General features: G+C 42.6%; 24 protein-coding genes and 1 pseudogene. 20 read left to right on the forward strand and 5 right to left on the reverse strand.

The window, feature by feature from the left end:
- Window positions 1-561: 561 nt before the first annotated feature.
- The 4 genes from LC586_RS17175 (at window position 562) to LC586_RS17190 (ending at window position 10070) form a co-directional block, all read left to right on the forward strand.
- Window positions 562-5145, forward strand: coding sequence for a type I polyketide synthase (locus LC586_RS17175; protein ID WP_229485966.1), 4584 nt, complete (start codon window positions 562-564; stop codon window positions 5143-5145).
- 127 nt (window positions 5146-5272) lie between these two features.
- Window positions 5273-7420: an AMP-binding protein gene (locus tag LC586_RS17180; RefSeq protein ID WP_229485967.1), complete on the forward strand. Its 2148-nt coding sequence runs from the start codon at window positions 5273-5275 to the stop codon at window positions 7418-7420.
- 33 nt (window positions 7421-7453) lie between these two features.
- On the forward strand, window positions 7454-8722 hold the full coding sequence (locus LC586_RS17185) for a cytochrome P450 (RefSeq protein WP_229485968.1): 1269 nt from the start codon (window positions 7454-7456) through the stop codon (window positions 8720-8722).
- Between the two features lie 16 nt (window positions 8723-8738).
- Complete coding sequence (locus tag LC586_RS17190; protein WP_229485969.1) at window positions 8739-10070, forward strand: phthiocerol/phthiodiolone dimycocerosyl transferase family protein; 1332 nt, start codon at window positions 8739-8741, stop codon at window positions 10068-10070.
- A gap of 948 nt (window positions 10071-11018) precedes the next feature.
- Here the strand turns inward: LC586_RS17190 and LC586_RS42685 are convergent.
- Window positions 11019-11660, reverse strand: a pseudogene (locus tag LC586_RS42685) (IS1634 family transposase); the annotation flags it as partial.
- 145 nt (window positions 11661-11805) lie between these two features.
- Between LC586_RS42685 and LC586_RS17200 the strand changes: the two are divergent.
- From LC586_RS17200 to LC586_RS41155, 3 genes are all read left to right on the forward strand, one after another.
- The gene (locus LC586_RS17200; RefSeq protein WP_229485990.1) at window positions 11806-11967 is read left to right on the forward strand and encodes an alpha-ketoglutarate-dependent dioxygenase AlkB; all 162 of its coding nucleotides are present in this window, start codon (window positions 11806-11808) and stop codon (window positions 11965-11967) included.
- Between the two features lie 229 nt (window positions 11968-12196).
- The gene (locus LC586_RS17205) at window positions 12197-13600 is read left to right on the forward strand and encodes a DUF3854 domain-containing protein (RefSeq protein ID WP_306423261.1); all 1404 of its coding nucleotides are present in this window, start codon (window positions 12197-12199) and stop codon (window positions 13598-13600) included.
- Entirely contained in the window at window positions 13548-14309 is a 762-nt protein-coding gene (locus LC586_RS41155) for a hypothetical protein (protein ID WP_306423262.1), read from the forward strand. The genes LC586_RS17205 and LC586_RS41155 overlap by 53 nt, the downstream gene beginning before the upstream one ends.
- Before the next feature lie 83 nt (window positions 14310-14392).
- On the opposite strand, the gene LC586_RS17210 is transcribed toward LC586_RS41155, so the two are convergent.
- Window positions 14393-15538 carry a hypothetical protein gene (locus tag LC586_RS17210; RefSeq protein ID WP_229485971.1) on the reverse strand — a complete coding sequence of 382 codons (1146 nt, stop codon included), beginning with the start codon at window positions 15536-15538 and terminating at the stop codon, window positions 14393-14395.
- Between the two features lie 218 nt (window positions 15539-15756).
- Between LC586_RS17210 and LC586_RS17215 the strand changes: the two genes are divergently transcribed.
- A complete protein-coding gene (locus LC586_RS17215; RefSeq protein WP_229485972.1) occupies window positions 15757-16152 on the forward strand; it encodes a hypothetical protein in 396 nt (131 codons plus the stop codon).
- A gap of 35 nt (window positions 16153-16187) precedes the next feature.
- Here LC586_RS17215 and LC586_RS17220 read toward each other — a convergent pair whose 3' ends face one another.
- The 3 genes from LC586_RS17220 to LC586_RS17230 are packed head-to-tail and all read right to left on the reverse strand — an operon-like array spanning window position 16188 to window position 18132.
- Window positions 16188-17057 (reverse strand): CHAT domain-containing protein, encoded by an 870-nt coding sequence (locus tag LC586_RS17220; RefSeq protein WP_309143382.1) that lies wholly within the window; start codon window positions 17055-17057, stop codon window positions 16188-16190.
- Between the two features lie 56 nt (window positions 17058-17113).
- The gene (locus LC586_RS17225; RefSeq protein WP_229485973.1) at window positions 17114-17905 is read right to left on the reverse strand and encodes an IS5 family transposase; all 792 of its coding nucleotides are present in this window, start codon (window positions 17903-17905) and stop codon (window positions 17114-17116) included.
- A gap of 56 nt (window positions 17906-17961) precedes the next feature.
- Window positions 17962-18132, reverse strand: a complete 171-nt coding sequence (locus tag LC586_RS17230) for a hypothetical protein (protein ID WP_229485974.1) — start codon at window positions 18130-18132, stop codon at window positions 17962-17964.
- A 964-nt stretch (window positions 18133-19096) separates the two neighbouring features.
- Between LC586_RS17230 and LC586_RS17235 the strand changes: the two genes are divergently transcribed.
- The 12 genes from LC586_RS17235 to LC586_RS17290 all read left to right on the forward strand — a co-directional run bounded on the left by LC586_RS17235 (window position 19097) and on the right by LC586_RS17290 (window position 25260).
- On the forward strand, window positions 19097-19435 hold the full coding sequence (locus LC586_RS17235) for a helix-turn-helix transcriptional regulator (protein WP_229485975.1): 339 nt from the start codon (window positions 19097-19099) through the stop codon (window positions 19433-19435).
- A 118-nt stretch (window positions 19436-19553) separates the two neighbouring features.
- Window positions 19554-20399, forward strand: coding sequence for a hypothetical protein (locus LC586_RS17240; RefSeq protein ID WP_229485976.1), 846 nt, complete (start codon window positions 19554-19556; stop codon window positions 20397-20399).
- A gap of 122 nt (window positions 20400-20521) precedes the next feature.
- Window positions 20522-20848 (forward strand): hypothetical protein, encoded by a 327-nt coding sequence (locus tag LC586_RS17245; protein WP_229485977.1) that lies wholly within the window; start codon window positions 20522-20524, stop codon window positions 20846-20848.
- On the forward strand, window positions 20841-21041 hold the full coding sequence (locus tag LC586_RS17250; RefSeq protein ID WP_229485978.1) for a hypothetical protein: 201 nt from the start codon (window positions 20841-20843) through the stop codon (window positions 21039-21041). The genes LC586_RS17245 and LC586_RS17250 overlap by 8 nt, the downstream gene beginning before the upstream one ends.
- A gap of 38 nt (window positions 21042-21079) precedes the next feature.
- Window positions 21080-21922, forward strand: coding sequence for a hypothetical protein (locus tag LC586_RS17255; RefSeq protein ID WP_229485979.1), 843 nt, complete (start codon window positions 21080-21082; stop codon window positions 21920-21922).
- A 68-nt stretch (window positions 21923-21990) separates the two neighbouring features.
- A complete protein-coding gene (locus tag LC586_RS17260) occupies window positions 21991-22221 on the forward strand; it encodes a hypothetical protein (RefSeq protein WP_229485980.1) in 231 nt (76 codons plus the stop codon).
- Window positions 22218-22616 (forward strand): helix-turn-helix domain-containing protein, encoded by a 399-nt coding sequence (locus tag LC586_RS17265; protein ID WP_229485981.1) that lies wholly within the window; start codon window positions 22218-22220, stop codon window positions 22614-22616. Before LC586_RS17260 ends, LC586_RS17265 begins: the two co-directional genes overlap by 4 nt.
- The gene (locus LC586_RS17270) at window positions 22613-23257 is read left to right on the forward strand and encodes a DNA cytosine methyltransferase (protein WP_229485982.1); all 645 of its coding nucleotides are present in this window, start codon (window positions 22613-22615) and stop codon (window positions 23255-23257) included. The genes LC586_RS17265 and LC586_RS17270 overlap by 4 nt, the downstream gene beginning before the upstream one ends.
- Before the next feature lie 87 nt (window positions 23258-23344).
- Window positions 23345-23617, forward strand: a complete 273-nt coding sequence (locus LC586_RS17275; RefSeq protein ID WP_229485983.1) for a hypothetical protein — start codon at window positions 23345-23347, stop codon at window positions 23615-23617.
- On the forward strand, window positions 23614-24072 hold the full coding sequence (locus LC586_RS17280) for a DUF1392 domain-containing protein (RefSeq protein ID WP_229485984.1): 459 nt from the start codon (window positions 23614-23616) through the stop codon (window positions 24070-24072). Before LC586_RS17275 ends, LC586_RS17280 begins: the two co-directional genes overlap by 4 nt.
- Window positions 24073-24115: 43 nt before the next feature.
- Window positions 24116-24874, forward strand: a complete 759-nt coding sequence (locus LC586_RS17285; protein WP_229485985.1) for a hypothetical protein — start codon at window positions 24116-24118, stop codon at window positions 24872-24874.
- 29 nt (window positions 24875-24903) lie between these two features.
- Window positions 24904-25260, forward strand: coding sequence for an alpha-ketoglutarate-dependent dioxygenase AlkB family protein (locus LC586_RS17290; RefSeq protein ID WP_229485986.1), 357 nt, complete (start codon window positions 24904-24906; stop codon window positions 25258-25260).
- Window positions 25261-25380 lie beyond the last annotated feature (120 nt).

A 25380-nucleotide genomic window follows, 5' to 3' on the forward strand; every position in this document is an offset into this window, starting at 1 on the left:
GTTATTAACATCCTATGTGCTACTTGTCTACCTCCTAGAGGTTGTTTTTATAAGCATAATGATATCAGTATAGTTCCTGGAGACAGAGAAACTACTAAATATATTTACTTAGAGCTTGTCACGAAAAAACCTTCCTTTTTTTTAGTTATAAATGCTTTATTAGTAAGCTTTTTAGGTGGCAAATCGTAAAAGTTGTTTCTTGACAGGCTCTTAGTAGAACATTAACAAACTTGCATCAAATTTGAATAGATTCATGGCTAAACTAGCGGCATTCTTTAATACCCGATATAGAGTATCAGTACTTGCCTGTACTATTGCTAGCGCAACCCTTGGTGTTGAGTTGAGTCTAACTGAGCAGTCTGTACACGCTCTCGATGTTAACCTTCTTACCTGTCCAGGCTCGGCAACGACTAGTTACAACCCTGGTCTGACGAATACTGAGCAACAAACCACTATAGTCCCCGCTCTCCCATCATTTCTTCCAGATGCGCTCTTATTTTTGAAAGTATAGTCTTTCAATATTGCGTTTGTTAATATTCATAGGAGTTAATATAGTATTTTATGGGTATTGAACCTATTGCCATTATTGGGATCGGATGCCGATTTCCAGGTGCAATCAATCCTGAAACTTTCTGGCATTTACTCTGCAATCAAGTTGACGCTATCGCTCCTATTTCCTCCGAACGCCAAAAATTGCATTCTTGCTTTCTCCCTGACCCCACTTCATCACAGCGAAAACTTATCCAAGGTGGTTTTTTAAAGCAAGTGGATCAGTTTGATCCGCAGTTCTTTGGCATCTCCCCTCAAGAAGCTGTCAGCATAGATCCTCAACAACGGCTGTTACTAGAAGTTACTTGGGAAGCCCTCGAAGATGCCGGGTTAGTCCCTCAAAAACTCTCAGGAAGCGCAACGGGAGTTTTCGTTGGTATTGCTGGCTCTGATTACTACGAAATAATGGCAGAAGCACGCACTGCAAATAGCTATGCAGTTACTGGTAATCTCAGCAGTGTTGCTGCTAACCGTATTTCCTACGTGCTTAACTTGACGGGGCCGAGTTTGTCAATTAACACGGCTTGTTCCTCCTCTTTGGTGGCAGTTCATCTTGCCTGTCAGAGTTTGTATAGGAAAGAATCTAGTTTGGCAATAGCCGCCGGCGCGAATGTCATGCTGTTACCTGAGTTTACAGCAAGCCTAACAAATGCAGGGATGATCTCGGCTACAGGACGTTGCAGAGCATTTGATGCTCAAGCGGATGGCTTCGTTCGTAGTGAAGGAGTTGGTGTTGTAGTGCTGAAGTTGCTGTCTCAAGCATTGGCAGACTCTGATCCCATCTATGCAGTCATCCAAGGTAGTGCAGTCAACCAAGATGGACGCAGTAATGGATTGGCTGCTCCCAATCTTCAAGCACAACAGGCACTACTGCGGCAAGCTTATCAAGATGCTGGAATTTTACCAAGGTCAGTACAATATGTTGAAGCACAAGGGACTGGAAGTTTATTGGGGGATGCGATCGAACTCAAAGCCCTGGCAACCGTTTTGGGAGAAAATCGCTCTGTTGGAGATAAATGTCGTGTTGGTTCTGTCAAAACTAATATCGGACACTTAGAGGCAGCCAGTGGAATTGCTGGATTGATTAAAGTAGCGTTGTCCCTTAAGTTTGGACAGATCCCGCCTAACTTGCATTTTCAGCAGCCAAATCCGAATGTGGCGTTAGATAAACTGCCTCTGCAAGTGCAGCAAAGCTTGGAGGCTTACAAGAGCGATCGCCCCTGGATCGCCGGCGTGAGTGCCTTCGGTCTTGGCGGCACAAATGCTCATATAGTGATGGAAGCGGCACCCGATTTAGTCGTAGAATCCTCTTTGGTCAATCGCTCCCTACATATCCTGACCCTATCTGCCAAAACTGAAACAGCATTGCGATCGCTAGCCCAAAGTTATTACGAGTTTTTAGTTAATCATCCTGATGTGTCGATTGCCGATGTTTGTTTTAGTGCTAATACTGGCAGAACCTCATTTAACCATCGGCTGGCTGTTACTGGGAACTCTACAGCACAATTTGCAGAACGTTTGGAGGCGTTTGCTGTATCTAGGCAATCCGCTGAGTTGGTAAGTGGTTTGGTAAAGCCAAAGAAGGTTCCGAAGATTGGGTTTTTGTTCACCGGCTTAATTCACGAAAAACTAGAACTGGATCGTCAACTGTACGAACAAGCGCCCATCTTTCGTCAAGTTCTTGATCGCTGTAATGCGATCGCCGAGCCGTTGCTCGGAAAGTCGCTTATCGACATTCTTTATATCTCCGCAACTGAGGAAACTGTCATCGATAGCATTGACAACCGCACGGCATTATTTGCGTTGCAAATAGCGCTTTGCGAGTTGTGGAAATCTTGGGGGATTGAACCTACGGTCGTGATGGGAATAAGCCTGGGAGAGTATGCCGCTGCTTGTGTTGCCGGTATTTTAAGTCTGGAAGACGTACTCAAACTTGTAATTGATGCACAGCAGCAAGTCCAATCTCAAAGCCAAAAAGGGACGGTAGGCATTGTATTTGCAGATGAAGAGCGAGTGGCAGCTGCAATTCAACCCTACGCTGACAAAGTTTTCATTGGTATCTTTGCTGAACCCATGCTTACAATTTCCGGTGAGCAACAGGCAGTTGATGCAGTTATAGCTGGTCTGAAAGCAGAAGGAATTAAAACGACTCGGCCGAGTGTATTCCACCCCTATCATTCCCCTCTGATGGAATTGGTAGAAATGGATTTTGCTCTTTCTTCTCCCCAAATTCCGATAATTTCTGGTGTCACAGGGCAACTGTCTCCTGATTTAATGACCAACATTGAGTATTGGAGGACTATTTTCCAGGAACCCGTGAGGTTTTCAACAGGGATACAAACCATGCACGAGCAAGGAGTCACGGTATTTGTCGAGATCGGACCAAAAGCCCATCTATTGTCAATGGGCATCCGTTGTCTGCCTGAAGGAGTTGGGGTTTGGGTTCCAAGCTTACGTTCGGGGCAATCCAGCTGGCAACAATTGTTGTCCAGTTTGGCACAACTTTATGTTTTAGGAGTACCTGTAAATTGGTCAGGATTTGATCGTGACTATCCCCGCGATCGCCTACGACTGCCGACTTATCCTTTTGAGCGACAACACTATTGGTTCAGCAGTAGTCGCTCGTCTCAACCCCCCGATCTATCCCCACTACCTCATCGCTCTTTGATTTCTAGTTTACTTGACCGGGGAGATTCGGCGGAACAGATTGTTCAGCTTCTTGCCCAAAGCGAATCATTTTCACTCTTAGAAGTGCAACTCCTACCAAAACTAATCACTGCTCTAGTTCGACATCACCAGGAAACTGCATTCTCAACTGATGAACATGAATCTTCTTTGATCAGTCAAATCACAAATATAGACGTACCCATCCCTGAAGTTATTGCCCCTGAATCGACGATTTCGTTAAGGCGAGTACAACTTGCGGCATCCCCAGAAAAACAGCAGCAACTGCTTGAAGAATATTTGATAGAACAGATTGCTAAAGTCTTGGGATTGGCTCCATCCCAGCTAGATGTTGAACAACCGCTCCATACCTTGGGGTTGGACTCGTTGATGTTAATTCAACTGGTAAACCGCATTAAAAAAGACTTTGCTTTAGAGTTGTCAATCAAGGTATTATTTGAAGACATGACCCTGATTGATCTGGCTCAACAATTACAGTCCCAATTGCCTTTGCTTAAGAGTGAATCTGATGATGCTCCCATGATGGCTACGAGGACAGCGGCTGTTGCTTTGCCTTTATCCTTTGCTCAGGAGTCATATTGGTCGCAAGTAAAACTAGACCCAAGTAATCCCTTTGCCAATCTACCCTTCACCCTGCACTTTATCGGTGAACTCGACATTCCAGCCTTAGAACGCAGTTTTAATGAGTTGGTGCATCGTCACGCTGCTCTGCGAACCACTTTTGATATTGCCGCAGAGCAACCCACTCAAATCATTCATCTAACGGTGAATCTGCCATTGTCGGTGGTGGATTTGCGATCGCTCTCTCAACCAGAACAGCAAATAGCAGTGCAACAGCTATCCCAACAGGAAGCTCAAGAATCGTTCGATATCGTCCAGGGACCACTTGTGCGAACCACACTGCTGAAGCTCTTGGAAAATCAACACATTCTGCTCATTACTGTGCATCACCTGATTACAGATGGCACCTCTATGGTTATCTTTTTTCAGGAACTCGCAGCAGTCTACCAAGCTTTCTCCCAAGGACAACCCTTGCCGCTTCCAGAATTACCGATGCAGTATGCAGACTTTATTGTCTGGCAGCGTCAGTGGCTGCAAAAAGATGTACTCACAAAACTACAAAGCTACTGGCAGCAAAAACTTGCACCACATCTGGTCGTTCCTGAAATCAAAACAGATAAGCCTCGTCCTGCTGTACCAAGATTGAAAGCAGCAATCTACCCCTTCCAAATATCTGAAGCGTTATCAGCACAACTCAAAGCACTCAGCAAACAGGAAGGGTGTACTTTATTCATGCTTTTATTAGCAGCTTTACAGATACTAGTACACCATTATACAGGTCAGCTTAACTTCTGTATTGGCACTACCGTTGCCAATCGCAATCAATCTGAGCTTCAAGCCCTGATTGGTTGCTTTATTAACCAGATTCCAATTAAAGCCAATTTAGAAGACAATCCCACATTCCGGGAGGTACTTGCTGTTGTTCGCAAAACCACTTTAGAAGCACATGCTTACAGTGCTCTTCCCTTGAAACATATTCTGAAAACTGTACCTCTGTCTAAAGGAGATAATGTTCACTCATTTCCTTTACCAGTGCTTCTACTTTTCCACAATGAAATTCCCTTACTGACTGAGAATGTCAAACTATCAGATCATCTTTCTGTTCAGGTACAAAATAGACCATTCAGGGGAGCAAGACGGGATCTAACTTTGCATATGGGAGAAAGTAAAAAAGGCATTTGGGGCGAGATGGAATACGATGTCGATTTGTTTTTTGAAAGTACAATTAAAACAATTGTGAAAGACTTTATCAGCTTACTTCAAGGTATTGTAATTAATCCAGATATCCCTATTTCAGAAAGATTAGGAAAACAGTTATGGCTGAATGGCACGCTCGTCAAGGAAAATTAAGTAAGAAAATTAGACAGTGCTAAATATTAGCAGTAAATTTTTCGGAAATTCTTTGATTAATAACTGAATTAGACTATTTGAGAACAGTTGTCAAAAATTTGTAACTACTTCAAGTACAAACATAGGCATGTATCACGATTTGTTTTCACCACATTCAGAGCAAGAAGCGACTTTAGTTAACCTGTTACGCTATAGAGCGCAACAACAAACAAACCATGTCCCGTATACCTTTTTGGTAGATGGAGAAACAGAAGAAGTTAGCTTTACTTATGAAACATTAGACCAAAAAGCACGCGCAATTGCAGCATTGCTTCAAAGCATGAAAGTTTTTGGAGAAAGAGTGCTGCTTCTCTATCCACCTGGACTGGAATTCATTGCTGCTTTTTTTGGGGGGTTGTATGCAGGTGTAACTGTTGTGCCTGTGTATCCACCACGAGGTAAACAGCGGATGACAAGGTTGCAAGCTATTGCACAAGATGCACAAGCAACTTTTGCACTCACTACCTCATCTGTAATGACTAAATTGGGAGAAAGATTCAAAGAAGAACCAGAATTAGCAGCTTTACAATGTATAGCGACTGATAATATTGCCGAGAAATTAGCAGATGATTGGTTTTTGCCTGAAATTAATAACGACTCACTGGCACTTCTCCAGTACACGTCTAGTACGACAGGAAACCCAAAAGGGGTGATGGTGAATCATGACAATCTACTGTATAACTCTGCTTTAATTTATAAATCTTTTGAGCATACAGCTAACAGTCGAGGTGTCATTTGGCTTCCTCCTTACCACGATATGGGGTTAATTGGTGGAGTGTTACAGCCTGTATATGGTAATTTCTCAGTTACACTGATGTCGCCACAGTCTTTCCTACAAAAGCCTTTTCGCTGGCTAAAAGCTATTTCCGACTATCAAGCGACTACCAGCGGTGGACCTAATTTTGCTTATGACTTGTGTGTTGACAAGATTACTTCCGAACAACGCCAACACCTCGATTTGAGTAGTTGGGAAGTGGCTTTCAATGGTGCTGAACCTGTACGGGCGGAAACTATAGAGAGGTTTTCAGCAACCTTTGCAGATTGTGGTTTTAAAAGAAGTGCTTTATACCCTTGCTATGGAATGGCGGAAACAACCTTAATTGTGTCTGGGGGTTTGAAAAAAGAGCCACCAGTGATTCGCTTTGTCCAAGACCAAGCTTTTAAGCAGAATCTAATTGTGACTACTACCAGCGAGGAAGAAGATGTTAGGGCGATTGTCGGTGTTGGTCATAGTAGCTTAGACCAAAAAATTGTCATTGTTAACCCAGAATCATTAACTCGCTGTCTGGATGGACAAATAGGAGAAATTTGGGTTGCAGGACCGAGTGTGGCTGGTGGCTATTGGAAGAAACTCGAAGAGACTCAACAGACATTCAATGCTCAAATGCAAGACACAAAAGAAGGACCATTTCTAGGCACTGGAGATTTAGGATTTTTGCTTGATGGTGAACTATTTGTTACAGGTCGCCTTAAAGATATGATGATCATTCGAGGGCAAAATCATTATCCCCAGGATATTGAATTGACAGTCCAGAATAGTCATCCAGCACTGCGGGCAAATTGCGGGGCAGCATTTTCTGTGGAGATAGAAGGTATTGAGCAGCTAGTTATTACTCAAGAGATAGAGCGTACTTACTTACGTCAGTTGGATGTCGATGAAGTCGTTAGGGCTATTCGTCAGGCAGTGTCAGAGCAGCACCAGTTACAAGTTTATGCCATTGTGCTACTGAAGACAGCGAGTATCCCGAAAACTTCTAGTGGTAAAATTCAGCGTCACGCTTGTCGAGTTGGGTTTCTGGATGAAAGTTTGGATGTTGTCGGAGATTGGACTGCGAATTTTGAGCAAACAGACTTACTGCAACTTCAAGCAGAAGTAGAAGACCTTTGGGAACAAGTGCCAAATTCAACTGTTAATTCAGATATTAATAAATCTGAGGCTGACCAGAAATCATTAAAGCCAACTTTGACAGAAAAAGAAATCCAAACCTGGCTAATTTCTCATCTCTCCATATACTTGAAAATTCCTCCTGATGAGATAGATATTCAAGAGCCTTTTACTGGATACGGTTTAGATTCAGCAGTGGCAGTCAGTCTGACAGGTGAATTAGCCCAATGGATTGGATGTGAACTGGAAATTACTCTTTTCTGGGAGTATCCCGACATTGAAACATTAGCAAAGTTTTTAGCAGTAAAATCTCAGCTGTTGCCATCAACATCTGAAAAAGTTGTTGTTTAAAAGCAAATTGACTAAATCAAATAATTTACTAACATGAACAAAGAAGTTATTAGTACTGATCAAACCGAAACAATAGGGTCAACAAAAGCATTTAAATTTAATCTTTTTGACCCCAAGGTTCACATTAATCCTTATCCAGCTTACCATCATCTCCGCTCAGAATCTCCCGTACATCAAAACTTTGTTGGAGGTGGTTGGCTCGTTACACGCTATGCTGATGTCAAAGCAATTTTGAGAAGTGGTTATGTTCGCAGTCAGGACAAGCCAAAATCAATACAAGAAAGAAACAAATATCTGCAAGACAAGGGGAAAAATCTGAATGCCCTTGCCCATACTGCCAGCCAACTTTTATTTTATATGGACCCGCCAGACCATACCAGATTACGTAGTTTGGTAGTTAAAGTATTTTCTCCTGTAGTTGTTGAGCGTATGCGCCCCCGTATTCAGGAGATAGTGGATGAATTGCTTGACAAAGTTCGGCACAAGGGGAGTATGGACATTATTGCCGACTTTGCGATTCCACTTCCTGTCACGGTGATTAGTAGGCTGTTGGGAATACCACAAGAAGATCAAGACCAGCTTAATCAGTGGTCTAATGTTTTCGCCCGTATCTTAGACTCATTGGTTTCACTAGAAGAATTTGAAGCCATGAATGAGGTTACAGAAGCGTTTCAGGAGTATTTACGCGCTCTTATTGCCAAACGAGAAAAACAGCCACAAGCAGACTTGATTAGTGCCTTAATTACAGCTAGAGAGCAAACTGACAAGCTAAGTCAAGAGGAACTATTAGCAACTTGCATCATGTTATTTACAACAGGTGAAGAAAGCACAGTAAATACCATCGGCAATGGAATGCTCGCATTGTTAAATCATCCCGACCAAATAGAACAACTCAAAAGGGAACCGACGATGATCCAAAGTGCAGTAGAAGAAATACTTCGCTACGATAGCCCAGTTCAGATAACAACTCGTATTGCTACCGTGAACTTTGAAATAGGTAACCAAACAATTCAAGCAGGTGAAAAGGTAGTTCTTTGCTTGGGGGCTGCTAACCGAGATCCAGAACAATTTCCAGATCCCGATCGCTTAAATATTAATCGAGATCCCAATCCCCATGTTGCTTTTGGTGATGGTATTCATTATTGCTTGGGAGCTGGGCTAGCACGTATTCAGGCGCAAATTGCAGTTAACACACTTATTCAACAATTCCCTGATTTAAAGTTAGCTTCAGACAAACTAGAGTGGCGAAAAAACGTAGTTTTACGTGGCTTAAAAGCCCTCCCTGTAAATTTTACTATTTAATTTAGGTCAACTAATCATGACAGGCAACAGAAAACTTGCTCAAAACGAGCAAAGCATGGAAATTTTAAACCGTTGTGCTGGTTCTTCGAATATAGTAACGATTAGCCGCGTTAAGGGAGGCTTAAAAGAAGAAATAGTTAGACAGGCTCTTGACTTAATTCAAACTCGTCATCCGCGCCTTAATTCTTGTATTGTCGGTACTTTAGATAGTCTTCGTTTTGACTTGGGGGCAATAAAAATTCCTTTGCGTGTAGTTTCTAAGCAGTCTAGCGAGCAGTGGCAAGAAGTTGTTTTGGAAGAATTGAATCAACCTATTGGCAGCGATAAATGTTTATTACGTACAGTATTAATTACTTTTCCAGATGAGAAATTAAATTATTTATTGACAACATTGCACCATGCAATATCAGATGGATTATCAGCTGTTCAGTTGCATTCAGAAATTTTGACTTTCTGCCAGAAAATAGTAGACGGTGAAAGAGAAGAGAAGATTTCTAGCTTACATCCACTTCCAGATATTCAAGAATTGATGCCAAAATCAATGCAAGGAAAAATTGCAGCAATAAAGGGCATTTTATTATTGTTGCGCTTCAAACTAATACTGAGTTTACATCGTCCTGAAACTCTAAAGTTTGAGAAGTATGTTCCTACGAAATCACGTCGTTGTAACATGGTTCAAAAAAAGCTTAATAAAAAAATTACTGCACAATTGATAGAACTTTGCCGAAAAGAAAGAACAACGGTACAGGGTGCTTTATGTGCAGCGATGATGTTGGCAGTAGCCAGAGAAATTAGAAGTAAAAATCAAGCAAATTTACGCCTGAGTTGCAGTTCTTCTGTTGATTTGAGAAAACGCTTCAAGCCAGAAGTTAATCGGGAAAACTTAGGTATATTAGCTTCGGCTATCACCACCTTACATAACATAGACACAAATACATATTTTTGGGATTTAGCGCGGGATGTCAGACAACAAATAAAAGTCCGTTTAGTCAGTGAAGATATCTTTAATATAGTATTGATGTCTAAGAAAATTTACGAGTCTCTTCTGTCTCGCCCAAATGAAGCACCCGTGACAGTATGTGTTACCAATATTGGTCGAATAGACATTCCCAGTGATTATGGTTTATTTCAACTTGAAGAGATTAGTTTTGTACCTGCACAGGCAGTTTTTGGTGGTGTTTTTGGTGCTGCTATTACAACATTCCAAGGCACAATGATTTTAAACTTCATCTTTTCTGAGCCTTCAATTAGTAAGGAAAAAATCGAAACTTTAGTCAAGGATGCAATTTCTTGTATTGTCGATACTTGTAACACAGAAAATATACTTGATCTTACTAGAGTTAGTTAAGCTAGATTGTCGCAAAATGCAGCAATTCTAAATTTAAGAATTGATAAGGGATTGAACCACACACTTAACAGACCTTAAAAATAATTCTTTTCACCTTCTTATAGTTTAATTGTTGATGTAGATATCCTGCACCCCATAGCTTCGATTAAATGCACAGAGCTAGCACACAGCATTGTTGGAAGAATGTACAGAGTGCGTAGATGCTTTTAGCAACTTGTCGCACACATCACTTACATTGAAGCAAAAATTATGTTGGGTAAAACAGCAATATTGGCATCAGTCGTCAGAATTTAATTGGGTATTTTGTACAACTGGCGGATGAATAAAAAAGAGGGGAAAAGGTTAAAGGGAAAAGGGGAAAGGGATGAACAGGTCGCTTAACATCAGGCGAGGTTTTTACCTTCCTCATAAATAAGGATTATTTCGCTTAACATCAGGCGAGGTTTTTACCTTTTCCCCTTCCCCTTCTTTATAAATTCAGTAGATCGAAAAGATTTCTAGAAGCCTTACCAACCGCTCATTTTAGCCAGTGTATAGAATTAAGAGGAATCCTCTTATAATCTGCTGTTCGAGTAGTTCTGTTGTCAATTAACTCTGCTGCGATCACAAATGAACGCTTGTGTTAGTCCCAAATCATCTTTGAATACTCATGAGCCGTCCTTTTGAGATTGAAATCGCAGAGAGCGAAGAAGAACTAAAAAAACGTCTGCAAACAGCCAACTTGGGAAACCAGAAAGAAAAACTTATTATGTTGTGGTGGATCAAAAGCGGACAAGTAAAGGAACAGCAAGAAATCGGAAAACGCTTGGCACGAGATACTTCAACGGTCACAAGATGGTTGCAGAAGTACAAAACTGATGGGCTGTCAGGCTTATTAGAAATCAAGAAAGCACCAGGGGCAAAGCGGAAAATCGATGATGCTGCGATCGCAGCACTTGAGGAGGAGTTAAAAGTGGGGAAATATAATGGGTCATCGGCTCCATTCCCAGCGAGAGTGGCGCTGACCAATGGCATTCCCATTGGGTCGAGGGTTGCCAGTAATTGACGGTATTGCAACAAGTCTGGGCGAAAGTCTTTGGAATAGCCATAACGCAGTAGACTTTCTTCTGGGGAATCTACCTGTTGATGATTCACACTAAAACTACTTGTGTCCGTTCGTGCTACTAGAGTAGGTAATTCGTAGGCACGAATCAAATGCCGTCCCAACTTTACTTCTATTTCCTGCCTTGCCTCTGACTGCTTACCTAACTCTTCGACTACCCTTGCTAATCGGTCATCACTGGCATCTTTTTCCCCTATCGACCACCCCGTACTTAACTCTAAAATCTTTCGCTGTGCTTCTACCCAGGGTTCCACAGCCGACAACCGATGGTCTGACTGGGTAATTATATATGTTAATAACAATACACTCAATTGCCCGTAGCTCAGTCCTTTGTGGTTTCCATGAGGTGGACTCAGCTTTTGGTCAATAAACTTGGCTATTTCCATCTTTTTTAGCCATTCCATGATCACGGGAATATCATCAATTCTTTCGGAATTAATTTTTACCTGCTCGCTGACCACTATACGTATGCCCCTCTCCAACAGCATATCTTACAGACTAAAGGAATTTGGTGCACCAGAGCGCGATCGCTCTATTCCTTTCCCAAGAAGACATTAATTCCTCTCACCCTGACAAAATGAGCGAACGTACAGCATAAGCCTGGGGTCATGTCGCAAATTCCAAATCAAAGCCATCGGCGGCAGACCAACGGATTTCTGGCTCGAACACGGCAGCTTGCTCGTGATGCACCCCGGCTGTCAGTCCACACATCTGCATCAGGTTCCCAAGACCAACAAAGTTGTTAGCACTCGGATTAATCTGACTTTCCGACCACATACCGGAGGTGGGAGATGATTCTGACAAGTCCAGTGATCATGTAGAATGACAGTTCATTAGTTCATTTGTACTATTTAGTCCGGTTAAAAAGCAGTCAATAGGACGAAAAAAACAACTACCAATACAAGTCCTGTTGATTGCTGAACTGAAAACTACGTTTCTTTGATCTGTGTCTACGTAACTAACCTAAAAGGCGGTATGACTCAATACCCCAAGCTTTGCATTGCTTCAAAATACTGGAGGGGATATGAATATAATCGAAACCGATTCTCAAGCAAAACATTTACAAGAATGGCTCAATAGTTGCGTTGACGAAGAAATCTTTCATCTGAATGCGCGATCGCTCTACGGGACAACACCTTACGAATATCTGCTCTACAGTCCCAAAATCTCCCGTCGCAATGATGGACGGCTCAGAGACAGGGACTTGAAGAAATACCAGCACATCGAACTAGGCGGCTGGTGGTGCAATGGCGTTGACCCGCTCAACAACTACGCCCTAATGATGTGGGGCTGTTTCAAACCCGACCACCCCCGAAGAGATCGCCAAAAGATCCACAAATTCATCAAGTACGAACACCCATACAGAGAAGAGACACGCACTTTTTTCCTCTTAGTACCAAATCGCATCTGGGTGAAAGTCTCCAATCGTAGCGGCATCCCCATCACAGAAGAAGACCTACAGCATCCTGGGGGTTTCTGGCACTGGGTTTGGCGGCACAATGTACCAGTGACAATTGTAGAAGGTGTCAAAAAAGCGGGGGCATTATTGACTGCTGGTTATGCTGCGATCGCAATTCCCGGTGTCAATGCTGGATACCGCACACCTACTGATGAGTACGGTACTGCTATTGGTAAACCCTCTCTGATTCCCGACTTGAAGCATTTTGCAACAGAGGGGAGACTTGTCAACATTTGTTTTGACCAGGACAATAAACCTGAGACAGTCCAGCGAGTCAGAACCGCCATCAGTCGCATGGGACGGCTACTGGTAAATGAGGGCTGTTCGCTGCGAGTGATTGATTTACCTTTTGGCCAAGAGAAAGGGGTTGATGATTTTATCGTTGCCAAAGGACAGTCAGCTTTTGACGCGCTCTACAACACAGCTGTTGCACTGGAATTATGGGAGATTAAACTGTTCACCCTGCTGACTTACCCGCCGTCAATCGCACTTAACCAAAGATTCTTGGGTCATCTGCTTGTTCCCGAAGGCGAAAAACTTATCATACTCAAAGCCCCCAAAGGCACTGGTAAAACCGAATGGCTGGCAACTGAGGTGGCTAAAGCCCATGACCAAGAACGCAGGGTGTTAATTATCACCCATCGTATCCAACTGGGCGAAGCATTGTGTAATCGCTTCGGTGTTAACTATGTTACTGAAGTCCATACGAATCAAACAGGCACATTGTTGGGATATGGGGTGTGTGTTGATTCACTGCATCAGGATAGCCTTGCCCGTTTCAATCCCAATGACTGGTCTAATGATGTCATAATTATTGACGAGTGCGACCAAGTATTCTGGCATCTTCTCAACTCTGGTACTGAAGTGCAAAAACGTCGGGTATCTGTTCTCAAAAACCTCAAACAACTGGTACAGAATGTTTTGGGCAGCACTCAGGGAAAGATTTATTTATCATCTGACGAACCGTGATGCTAAACGGGCTAAGGCACAGTTAGAAGCTGGGGAAAATTCGATTTGGAAACCTGACTTTAACAAGGGGCAGCTATTGCCGGCTGTGTTGTTACTGGAAAATCTGAATCTATTGCAGTTTCTTACACCAGACGTTCAGCTACGTGGCAGCGACGAGAAGATGGTGGAGTTTAAGGCACTGGCTGTAACGCATCGGCACGTTATCAAGAATTACCTGAATGTCAGTGTCTCGGAAAAACTGACCCCGATTGCGATCGCACAGAAATTACTTGCCAAAATTGATTTGAAACTCGATTATATCGGTCGGTTGGGTAAGCGTGAAAATCGGGAGTGTGTTTACCAATTCGTTGCCCCTTATGATGAGCGTGATTCGATTTTTGGGCAGTGGTTAAATCGGGATGAAGCATTTTCAAGGGATTCGGTGTCAGTCAGCAATAATATAAGTACAACTACACCAGTCATTGACACAGCACCACATACCCCAGAAAATATTGCTATTCAACGATGGAAGGGGCTGATGGTGAAAATGCAGCTTGGGCTAAATAGCGCTGGGAACTTCTACAGTGAATTAGTCTCAAAAGTTGGCGAGGCTGTCGGCGTTGCTGATGGTGAGCCTTACTGGAATGCTTATCTGGGGCAGTGGCAGGTTTGGGTTAACTTTGCTTGGGGGTGTACGTCTGTGGTGTGCGATTGGTTGGTTGCGGTATAGGTTAAAGTAGTTCACTGTTATCCATCACAGAGCAATCGCAAAACTTTTCAGTCTACTGACAGTACTCTTACCCCAATCGGGCTTTAGAAACTAGGAGTTAAATTTATTAATAATTTCAGCCATTCTATCCAGTAGTGTGTCGTGGAATCGCCAAGGGTGATGGTTATTTCGTTACTGCCGACATGAAGATAGGAAGTAATTTCAAAGCGATCAACAGTAGAATTATCACTTCGGGGGTCATGGTTAGCAGCTATACACTTGTTATTAACCTCAATATTCACTGGTGAATACCCTTTTCTACCTCCCATTCCAGAAGAGAGATGGCTGAGGTAAAGGATTGCAAAATTAGCTTGCTCTTTTAATTCAAAATTAGCTCGGATACAACTGCGATTTGAATACAGCAAACGGAGCTTACCATCGAAGGCTTCGGAATCATCATTATTAATTGTTACCACTGACAACCCATCTGTAGCGTTTCTCATTCCCCCTGAAAACTCACAACTTAACTGATAATTAGTTGCATCTTGGTCGGCCAGCTTTTGTTGGTACTCTTGCTGAATGCGTTGGCGATCGCATTCGGCTGCTTCATCTGCATCTCTTTGCTCGTCAATTAGTTTTTGCTCCATCTGTTGGAGGTTTACTCGTACAAGAGCGTTAATATCTTGCATTCGTACAATTGCAGATATATTAAAAGCAGGTTTACCAGCTATGAGAGACAGAGTGTTCAGATAACTGGAAGCTTTTCCACAAATACCTATTGCCACGTATTCATCAGGTACATACACTTCTACCTTTTCAGCAGAGCCAAATGTCTTAACGTAAGATGGCAGTTGAGGTATCAATGGTTCGCTGATAAGTTCTTCATTAGTAACCTGCCCATTCAACCACCTGCGCCAAATCAGGCTGAGGGAATTGATAGCTCCGTGTCCGTAGTAATTCACAGTTTGAAAGCGTAGACCAACTATTACATACCCGAATTGTAAGAAAATATCTCCACCGCCTCCATGTCCTCCCTGCTGTTTCCCAATATAAACTTCGGGTCTAATAGAGCGATCTGCTTCAAGAGGTTGAAAAATTGGTGTTACTGCATCAATAATGTCACCCTTGCGGATTTGCATTCCAGTCATCACACAAGTATGAGAAATTTGTTCAAAATATTTTCCTGAAGCACCTTGAGGATTTGGGATTTTCATGCGTATTAAATTTTTATCAGACGATTCATACTGCATGTTTAATCCTTGAGGATATAGTTTTCTTCTTAAAGATAAATTATTTTGCTAACCAAAGTAAAAATCTAGAATACTATCTGATGCGGCATAAAAATTATAAAAAAATTAAGTATTATTTCGGACAACTATTACCATTTGGCTAACTACAATTGTCATGGTGTAATTCAGCACCCTGTCCTCAAATTTTAAAGACTTCTACTTAAGTTCAAAAAAATAAGATGGTAAACAATATCGATTGGGAAAACAGGATGCTTCCTGAAGATTTTCGAGTATATGTAGGTGAGGGAGGTATCATCAATCATCCGTCCCCTGGCTACCAAGAGCGTATTTTGCCAACGGTCAATCGCTATCAAGGCAATGATGGAGGTTATATTGCAATTTACTCCCGCAATGCTAGTCAGGGCGTTTACAGCGTTGGAGACGACATTTATGTCATTGGACAAATTCGTTTACAAGGAAAATACATTGGCAGAATTTTTCACCCTGCGGGCTATGAGGAACAAGATATCAGTGCTGTAGACGAGTTTAAGCGACTGGCAGACGAAAATTTTTCCGGTTGTCAGGGAGACTGTTGTGCCGGAGGAGATACAGGAGGGTGGTTTGGTATTCCCTAGAGAAATTGCATTTATGCAACGCCATCTAGCAAAGCCTATTCCGCCTCACCAATAATGATGAAAGCAGCCCAATCTCTTGGATTAGGGTGTTGTTGCATCGTTACCAACATTGCCTGACGCAGTGCAACGGCTTTGTCTGGTTGCTGTTGCCAAGTACGATAAAATTCAGTCATTAACGACGCTGTGGGCGCATCCGGTATAGCCCACAGAGATACCAGCACACTAGGAACACCCGCAGAAATAAAGGATCGAGATAATCCAATCACTCCATCTCCTGTCAATCGTCCCCGTCCTGTATCACAGGCACTGAGAACTACCAATTCCGCTTTTAGATTAAGGTCTAAGATTTCTTCAGCAGTAAGCAGACCATTATCATTATCAGAAGGAGCTAGGGCGATCGCACTACCCAATCCCCGATCATTATCTAGTAATCCGTGAGTGGCTAGATGAATAATTTTTGCTTGTAACATTTTATTTACAATTCTCTCTTTAGTGCCATCACCTCCCGTAATAGCTTGAGTCTGAAGAAGGTTTGCGATCGCTATTGCCTCCTCTTCTGCCCCTGGCAAAGGTCTTAGATGAAGTGGCATAGTTGGATTTCCTAGCACTAATACCTCTTGAAGAGCAGCTTGCTGAACTGTTGCTTGTTGTTGGCGTGTTAACTCCAATACCTGAATTGAAGGAGCAGTGAGAATTGTGTGTTTTTCAATCAAATATTTATTCGAGTAATCTTTCAGAGCTGGGAAGGGAATCAAAAACAGAGATCCTTGAGGCATAAAGATAACTTTGGCAGTATCTTCTGTGGGCAGTAGATCGGCAATTGGTTGAATTAGAACTTGATGAAGTTGTTGTAGGATTTGTGATAAGCGGCCTTGTTCAATATCGGAATAATCAGTGTCTTCCACATCCTCCCAATCTCGACCCCTTAGAGGGTGTTTGAAAAGTTTTGAGGGGTCAAATTTTATGCCAGTCGCCTCACCATGATCCGGATCATGGCAAGGTAAATAAACGTCTCGGATGTTTCGGGCAATAACTCATAGTCTCTAACTAATCGCCGACATCCCATCAGCCAACCGAAAGTACGCTCCACTACCCAACGTTTTTTGAGCAATACAAAGCCCTTGGTTTGCTCAGGTCGCAGAACCACCTGGACAATCCAACGGCAAAAATCCATTACCCACTGCATGAACGCCTCACCGTCAAAGCCGCCATCTACCCAGAGGGTTGTCAAACGAGATACCTGGGTGTTAGATTGTTTGACTCGTTGGAGAACTTGTTTGCCCCCTTGACGCTCACCCACACTGGCAGCTGTGACCAAGACCCGTAAAACTAACCCCAAGGTATCAACTGTCATAAATCGCTTGCGCCCTTTGATTTTCTTGCCCGCATCAAAGCCTACTTCTTGACTCACCATCGCTGCACTCTTAACGCTTTGACTGTCGATTATCGCTTCTGATGGACTCGGATGGCGTTCGTGTTCAATTCTCGTCCATTCTCGCAAGCTGTCGTGGATGTGTAGCCATGTCCCGTCTTTACGCCAATTGCGGAAATATGTGTACACTGTCTGCCAAGCGGGAAAATCTCCTGGTAGCGATCGCCATCTGACTCCTTCTACCAAAATGTAGAAAATCGCGTTAAGAACCGCCCACATATCGACTTCACGTTTTCGACCACCCAGTTTCGCTTCCGGAATTAGGTCACTAATCAATTTATATTGCTCCCAACTCAGGTTGCTGGGGTAAGCTTTACTCATACCACTCTCTCAGTGCTGTTTGTTATCTATCAAGAGCGTATACTGGGAGAGCTTTTTTACAACATTCCTGACTTTTCAAACAGCCTCTTAGATTCCACATACTGATTATGAGAGCTTGCATTTGAAAGCGTCTTACCAGCGCGTTCCATGAGTTTGCTGGTATGCTGTAGCAAATTGATAACGTCTTTTTGCAATTCGTCAACATTCGGCTTTATTACAGAAGACATAGAACACCTCATTTTTTTTTAGGAATTGAGCGATTTTAGGTTTTCTTACTGATTCAATTCGATAGGGACAGTTAAACTACAATTTAAAGAACGTATAACCTGTCGTTTTAACTCTTGTTTCTCTAAACAGTACCTTTTTAATAAGTTGTATTCACTTTTTGGCTATTCTACTGTCAGCCTTAACTAACTATCAAAATCTACCAAGAAGCCGCATGAAAACGTTTTTTCCAGTCGTCTGTTATACTAATGTGCATAGCGGTTATTCTAAGTAGTGTCTATACAAAGCTACAAATATACAGAACCTGATTCCAGATTGATATTAGCAATATTCAGTATATTTACGATAGTAGCTAAAATCAAGGCAAATGTATCTCAAAGATAATAATCCTTTAATAGCAAGGATTTCGGCGTTTCTCAATTTAGCCGATTTTTTCATCAATATCCTTATGCTGTAAGGGTTTCAAAAATACCGTGCGTTTGCCCTAATTCTGCTTTGATGATTTCATGACCCCAACACCTGCAAAATCTCCCTAACCGCCGCCTTCTTCCGCTCCATCTCCTGAACTCACTTCAGCAACCGCTTGGGAATATACTTCGACGACTTGACGCTTGCGATCCCCCTGGCTCCAAAACTCGTAGTGATAGTGAGCCTGGGGATAATCTCTGCCTTTCTTGGTAATGGTTCGCCAGTAGATGCTCCCGCTTCCCTCCCCCTTATGCCGTTTTTAGTTATGGTGCGCCAGTGAATAGATCCATTACCCTCGCCCTTTCTACGACGTTTTTTACTAGGGTTATTGTTCATCTCCTCTAGTAAAACATCCCTTGCAAGGTTTGAAGGCTTACCATTCTTTGTCTATTCGCCTCCTTTTTGATTGCATTGCAAAGACTACGAGCGATCGCAGTCATACTTTAATTGGGTAGTTTTGTCTTTTTTTACTAATCAAATTAGTAATATCAGTGTATCATGTCTACTAATGCAATTGGTGAATTGGGTAATGAATTAATGATTATCGATAAAAGCTTAATTGCGTCTATTCGATGGAATAAGGAATTGGGCAGAAAACTGAAAATTTTACGAGGTACAGAGTCTATGCAGTCTCTGGCTAAACGCGCTGGTTGTGCTTATCAATTAATTCAGCATTTGGAGCGCGGAGAATATCCAGAATCAAGTCCAAGAAACTCAGCACCCACAGTTTCCACTGAAAAGCTAGAAGGTATATGTCAAGCACTTTCTATTAAAATTGAGGATTTTCTGGGATGCCCGTTAGTAAAATTACCTCAGAAAATTCAGGATGTTACTTGACTCTTACTAACCAAAATAGTAATATAGGTACATAACAAAAGACGACCGCCCACAGCCTGAGAAACTTCGTGCGATCGCCTTTTGAAAAACCCATACACTCGTACAGGGAATTTTAATTATGACCTATATCATCTACAGCCATCAACAGCTGCAACTGAAATCTATTGCCCGTCTCAAGCAAATCTACAGCGAGATGGGCTGCACAGTCGAAGTAAGCGACAAACGTTGTAAAGATTCTTGGATTACTGCGATCGCGTCCCGCGCGCCGGAGGCGATCGCTGAATATCAGGCAAGCAAGATTCAGAAACTCACTTCTGTTGCCCCAGACAACCAAGCCCTTGCTCAAGCCGAACTCGACGACTACATCGCAACCCAAGCCCAAGCTGTTGCTCCCGAACCGCTCACAATAGTCGAAATCTCGTTTGACCATCACGAATATTATGCTGGTAATCAACTGGTAGCCAGCATCAGCCATGACGATAATCTAACCCAGCCTTGGGTAGTGATGGTAAACGGCACTGAAAAATTCCGAGCTAACACCTGGGCAAGATGCAACCGCTTCATTGAATGGCATCACCAAGATGGAACACTCAACGAACCAGTACCCACACAAACTGAGGTTGAAGAAACTGCGACCACTGGTAACGAAATCATGGTGCAGATTTTCGCGGAATGTGAAAAGTACGAGTTTGAAATACTCAACGACGGCATTTACCAGAATGACATCAAACTAGGTGAAGTAGGGCAAACTGACGGCGGCTGGTGGTTCACACGCATAGCAGACGAAACCCAGCGTATAGCCTGTGATTCTGCAATGGAAGCAGTGCGATCGCTGTCGATGGTGGATGTGTCTACTGATGGCAAATCCATTTTTGATAAATATTTTTTAGAGCAACCGTTAGAACAGCTAACTGGCAATAAATTGCAACGACTGCTGGAGAGAGCGGAGTTAGTCACGGCGTAGTCTTGGGCTTCGCCTGGGAAAAGGTTAAAGGAGAAGGGTTAAAGGGAAATTTATTCATTCCCTTCCCCTTTGCCCTTTCCCCCTTTCCCTAATTATTTATTCACCAATCCTCCATTAAATCAATGCAACCGACAATCGCAATCCCCCAACACTGGGGCTACCCTCGCTTTGCTTTGGATCAGCGTACAGAACAAGGCACGATTCTAGGACTTTACTACTACCCATCTGGTACAGAATTGGGTGAACAATTTGATGAAGGATGGCGTTATGTATTGATGCCTAAGAAGAATTCTGATGAAATATCGTACTTGCAAGAGGATCAAATCCAACCGCTCACGCCAGAAGAATTATTCCGCGAAATTACCGCAGAGATTGACTTTTATCAACAACAGATAAGCATTCTCAACCGACAGTTAACCATACTAACTAGAGGCGCAAACAATGGCTAATTCTACAAGCAATTTTGACCGTAGGGCCAATCATTTGCTCCGTTCGATTCAGCTTTGCGGTGGCTGTGTTCCTCTGCACTCTCTCCAATGCAAAGTTTCAAATTCAGTCATTCAAACACTGCTGGATAAAGAACTGGTGCAAGTACAGAACACAGGATGCGGCTTTTTGTTGGAGATTGCTGAGGATTTTTAGTTTTACAAACCACTAATTATTGCACAGATCAACAAAACATGATTGCTGAAATCAAACTAGGTTTATGCAACCCTCCCGAACCTATCTATTTATTTGTCAACCAGGGGGAAGTAGATGGGGAATCTTACGTTTGGTACAAGTTCAACATCAGCCAGGATAAGAAAATACCCGTGACTCAAAGAGCGTTAACTGGGTATCTGTCAGAACTGCGATTGACAACTAAAGAATTCAAAGGAAAGGACAACCTAAAGCTGGATATTGTCGTGAATGCTGATGAACTTTACATCATAAGAACTGGTATTGAAACCAACTTCGCTAAAAGCTTTCTTTTAGCTGCATCATTAATTCAAGATTTTTCCAAAGCACTGATTATTGTCGCTAATGCTGGCGAAGAGAACACGGTTTTCTGTAATCTTTACGATGCTGCAACCAAATCCAAGATTTACAGGGAATGGAGTAGAGATTTGAATTGGGCAACTATCATTCGTGACATCCAATCTTTATTGGGTGCAACTTCAAACTCGATTCCCGAACCCCCACTGACTCCACCAAAACTTAGCGTAGTCCCTCAAGCAGTACCTACACAAGACTTGCGAGTAAAAAATATTCGTACTTTGCTTGATTATCCGCTTGATTTGGTCAGAGAGTGGTTGCAATTTCAAGATGTTGACCGCCCAAGTTTACTTGATATTAACCAGATTAATGAACTAATCAAAACCATGTGTTTGGCTTGGGCTTCAAACAAGTGTGAATATCCCAATCATGCTGAATTTTCTTATCAGAAGCAGGTTGTTGATGCTGTTGCTGACGGTGCTGATGAATTAGCAGCAATTAGGGCATGGATGCAACAGTTACAGGCAGTAAAGACTGGGGCAGTGTAAATCGAAAGTCAGGATTCAGAAGAAGTTTTATTTCTGAATCCTGAATTAATCAGATAGGAATAAAAACCATGAAAGTCATTGTCACAATAGTCGAAAAAATCATCAGTGAAGCGCACATCGATATCCCTGATGGGCTGAATCAATCCGCAATTAAACAGCACATAGTAGACCGCTACAACACTGGGGAAATGGTCACAGATATGAACATCTTTCAAGTGGATTTTGAATCTATTAGCGCTCGGATTGTCAAAGAATATTCTGATACTAAATCTGCATCAATAGGGGAGGTGAGATTATGAGTATCAAATGGACTGATGAAGAACTAGCAATTATTGAGGCGAAAGCTGAAGTCTATACAGTCAAACAAATAGCTTCAATCTTAAAAAGACGAGGATATCAACGCACACCAATTGCAATTTCTCTGAAGTTAAATAGCTTAGGTTATTCAGCCCGTCCCACTCTTGATAACTATTCTTGTCAAGAAATTGCTCAAGTTCTTCAATTGAATTTCTCAACTGTTACAAGATGGGTAAAACGAGGATGGCTCAAAGCTACAAAACGCTCTGCTAGACATTATCAGATTCGGAAATGGCATCTTAAGCAGTTTTTTGATAACCCACCACAATCAATTAAAAAACGTATCACCTCTTTTGATCCAGAAGCAATTAATTACTTGTTAGGGAGAAAAACATGACAGAACAAATCACTCCCTTGGAAACTCAAAAAGTCCTTGACCTTTGTTCTGATATTGGTGGCTTCACCCTCGGTCACTTGATTAGCGGTGGTTTTGAAACTGTGGCATTTTGCGAGATTAACTCTTACTGCCAACAAGTTTTAAATCTGCGCTTTCCACATATTCCAATTATTCCAGATATTCATGACATTACAACTGAGTCTCTTTTGCGAGTCGGAGTTAGAGAAATTGACGGTATCATCGCCGGACTCCCCTGCCCTCCCTTCAGCCTCGCCGGAAAGCGCCTTGCATCCCAAGACGAGCGCAACCTGTTCGGGGAATTCTTTAGAATCCTTTGCGAAGTTCGATCAAGATGGGCGATTGTGGAAAACGTACCCGGACTCATTACTGCTGAGGGAAGTCAATTTTTCCGTTCCATACTGTGGCAGCTTACCTCGTTGGGGTTTGATGTTGAATGGGGAATTGTTTCGGCAGCTTCGGTGGGAGCCGTCCACTTGCGAGAACGAGTTTGGATTATTGCTACCAACTCCCAAAGCGCAAGACGGGGAACATCCTGGAGTCAGTACACACAAAAGCGGACAAACGCTGCATCTGTCGGCGGCGGTGATGATGATGACTTCCAGAGATTATCACACTACTGAGTTAAATTCCCAGCGTTCGCCCTTGGGCGTGCCGCAGGTATCGCTCTGTGTAAATTTCGTGGAGGCAATGATGGGCTTCCCACAAGGTTGGACAAATGTCTCCTTACCTACACAGGAATTACAGATTGGCTTGCCGCTGCCACAATCCCCAGCTTCAGTCGGCTCAGTCGTAGAGAAATTGCAGCGCTTACGCCAAATAGCCAACGAGAATATCGCCAACTCTATGCAGAATACCAAAGCATCAGAAGACAACACAAACAACAGTTGATGGCTCTAGGCAATACCATTGTTCCCCAATGTGCTGCACCTATCTTTGAGCGACTCAAAAGAATTTTATCTCAACAACAGAAAAACGCATGATTAAGTTAATTACTGCTCTTGAAACAAGCTGGTATCTCTCCCCACCTTGGGGTCGAACAATTCCACCTGTTGAGGTCAATTTACTGGAGAGAGTATACCTCCGAACCACCAGAACATTCGGCTATTGCTGTGGTATTCAATGGAAACATGAATGTTGGCTTTATTCCGTTGATTGCGGTAATGAAATACTCCATGCAACACAGCATCAAATCATCTCCACAGGTCAGTTAGAAACCCTCAACGTGCAAAAATCTGCTTTTGTTCTGGGCGAAAGAGTGATGTTCTGTTCTCACGATAAAGCAACAAAGCAACGGCTGATTTTGGGGATAGCGCTGGTAAATAATTCTTGGTTTTACGTTGTTGAATTGATGTCGCCAACCTTAACTCCATCACCGACTATATCTAATCATTTTTCACTAGTCGGGGAAAAAAGTTTAGTGCGAGTAAATGTTTAAGTCTCTCTAATCACACAACAAAAATTATCACCCAATTAAAGTTATGTCACAAATTGAAATTGCCGAAATAATCGAACAGATAAAACAAGAGATTGAAGTTGAGGCTAATGGTCAAGCGAAAGCTAGCCTTCGGGCAACTGCAAGACTTGCTGGGGTTAGTGATAAAGCTATCGGTAAAGCATTAGAGAGCGCGAACCTGGAACCCTCCAAACTGGCTCAAATGCTTATGCAACATGGCTTTGATACCGCGAACCTAACTGATTGGAGAACCAGTGGTATCCCAGACACTGCGATCGCAATCATCCTAGAGTACTACGCTTACGAGGCAGGGCGATACTGCACTAAACAAGCCCGATTAGTATGCCGTTCATTCAACACCATCGGCATTCGGGCATGGATTCAAGATAAATTGGGTTGGACAAAACCCGCCTCAAATAGCGAAACAGCGATGACTCAAATACAGTTACTTGCTGCTCTAGCTAAACATTTGGCAGAGCAAGAACAGCATTTACTCCAACAACAACAGCAACAGACTCAAATCTTAGCGAGACTCAAAGCTGTTGAAGTTGAGCAAGACAGGGTAAATACCCCATGCGGTCACAAATACAGTGTTGTTGGATTCGCCAATCTTCAAGGTTTAGAAATATCGGTAAAAGAAGCCGGTACTAAAGGTAGAAAAGCAAGTGCATTGTGTCGAAAACAAGGCATAGAAATAGAACGCATTCATGACCCCAGATTTGGAAAAGTTGGTTTGTATCCAGAAAGTATTTTGGTTGAGGTTTTTAAAGCCGAACAGAACTAACAGCAGTTTCAAAATTTGAGAGAACTACCATGCAACAACTCAATTTATTTGCTGAATCAACCCCAGTTTTACCCATCACTTACTATCCCGATTTCTTAAGTCTTGAACAAGCCAACTCGCTCTACCAACACTGCTTGAAACTGGAGTGGCAACAGAATCAAATCAGAATGTTGGGTAAAACTCTGCCTGTTCCTCGCCTGGAGTGTATTTACGGGGACTACGGATGTGATTACCTCTACTCCAACAGCGTGTTTTTGAAACCCCTGACTTGGACAGAGGTTCTGTCTAGCTTGCGCGATCGCATCACTGCGCTAACTGGTTACAAATTCTGCATAGTCATCGGAAATCAATACCGCAGTGGCCAAGACTCAATCGGTTGGGTGTGATTTGTTGGATAGAAACTAGAACCTGTAAAGGTCTTGGAGGATTATCCTAGAGATTTTATCTCTAAACTGAATGACTTTGTAGGTGTAAATCCTACCCCTCAAGTGCTGAGGTGAAAGCGC

This window comes from Nostoc favosum CHAB5714, from assembly GCF_020829495.1.
Classification (GTDB): domain Bacteria; phylum Cyanobacteriota; class Cyanobacteriia; order Cyanobacteriales; family Nostocaceae; genus Nostoc; species Nostoc favosum.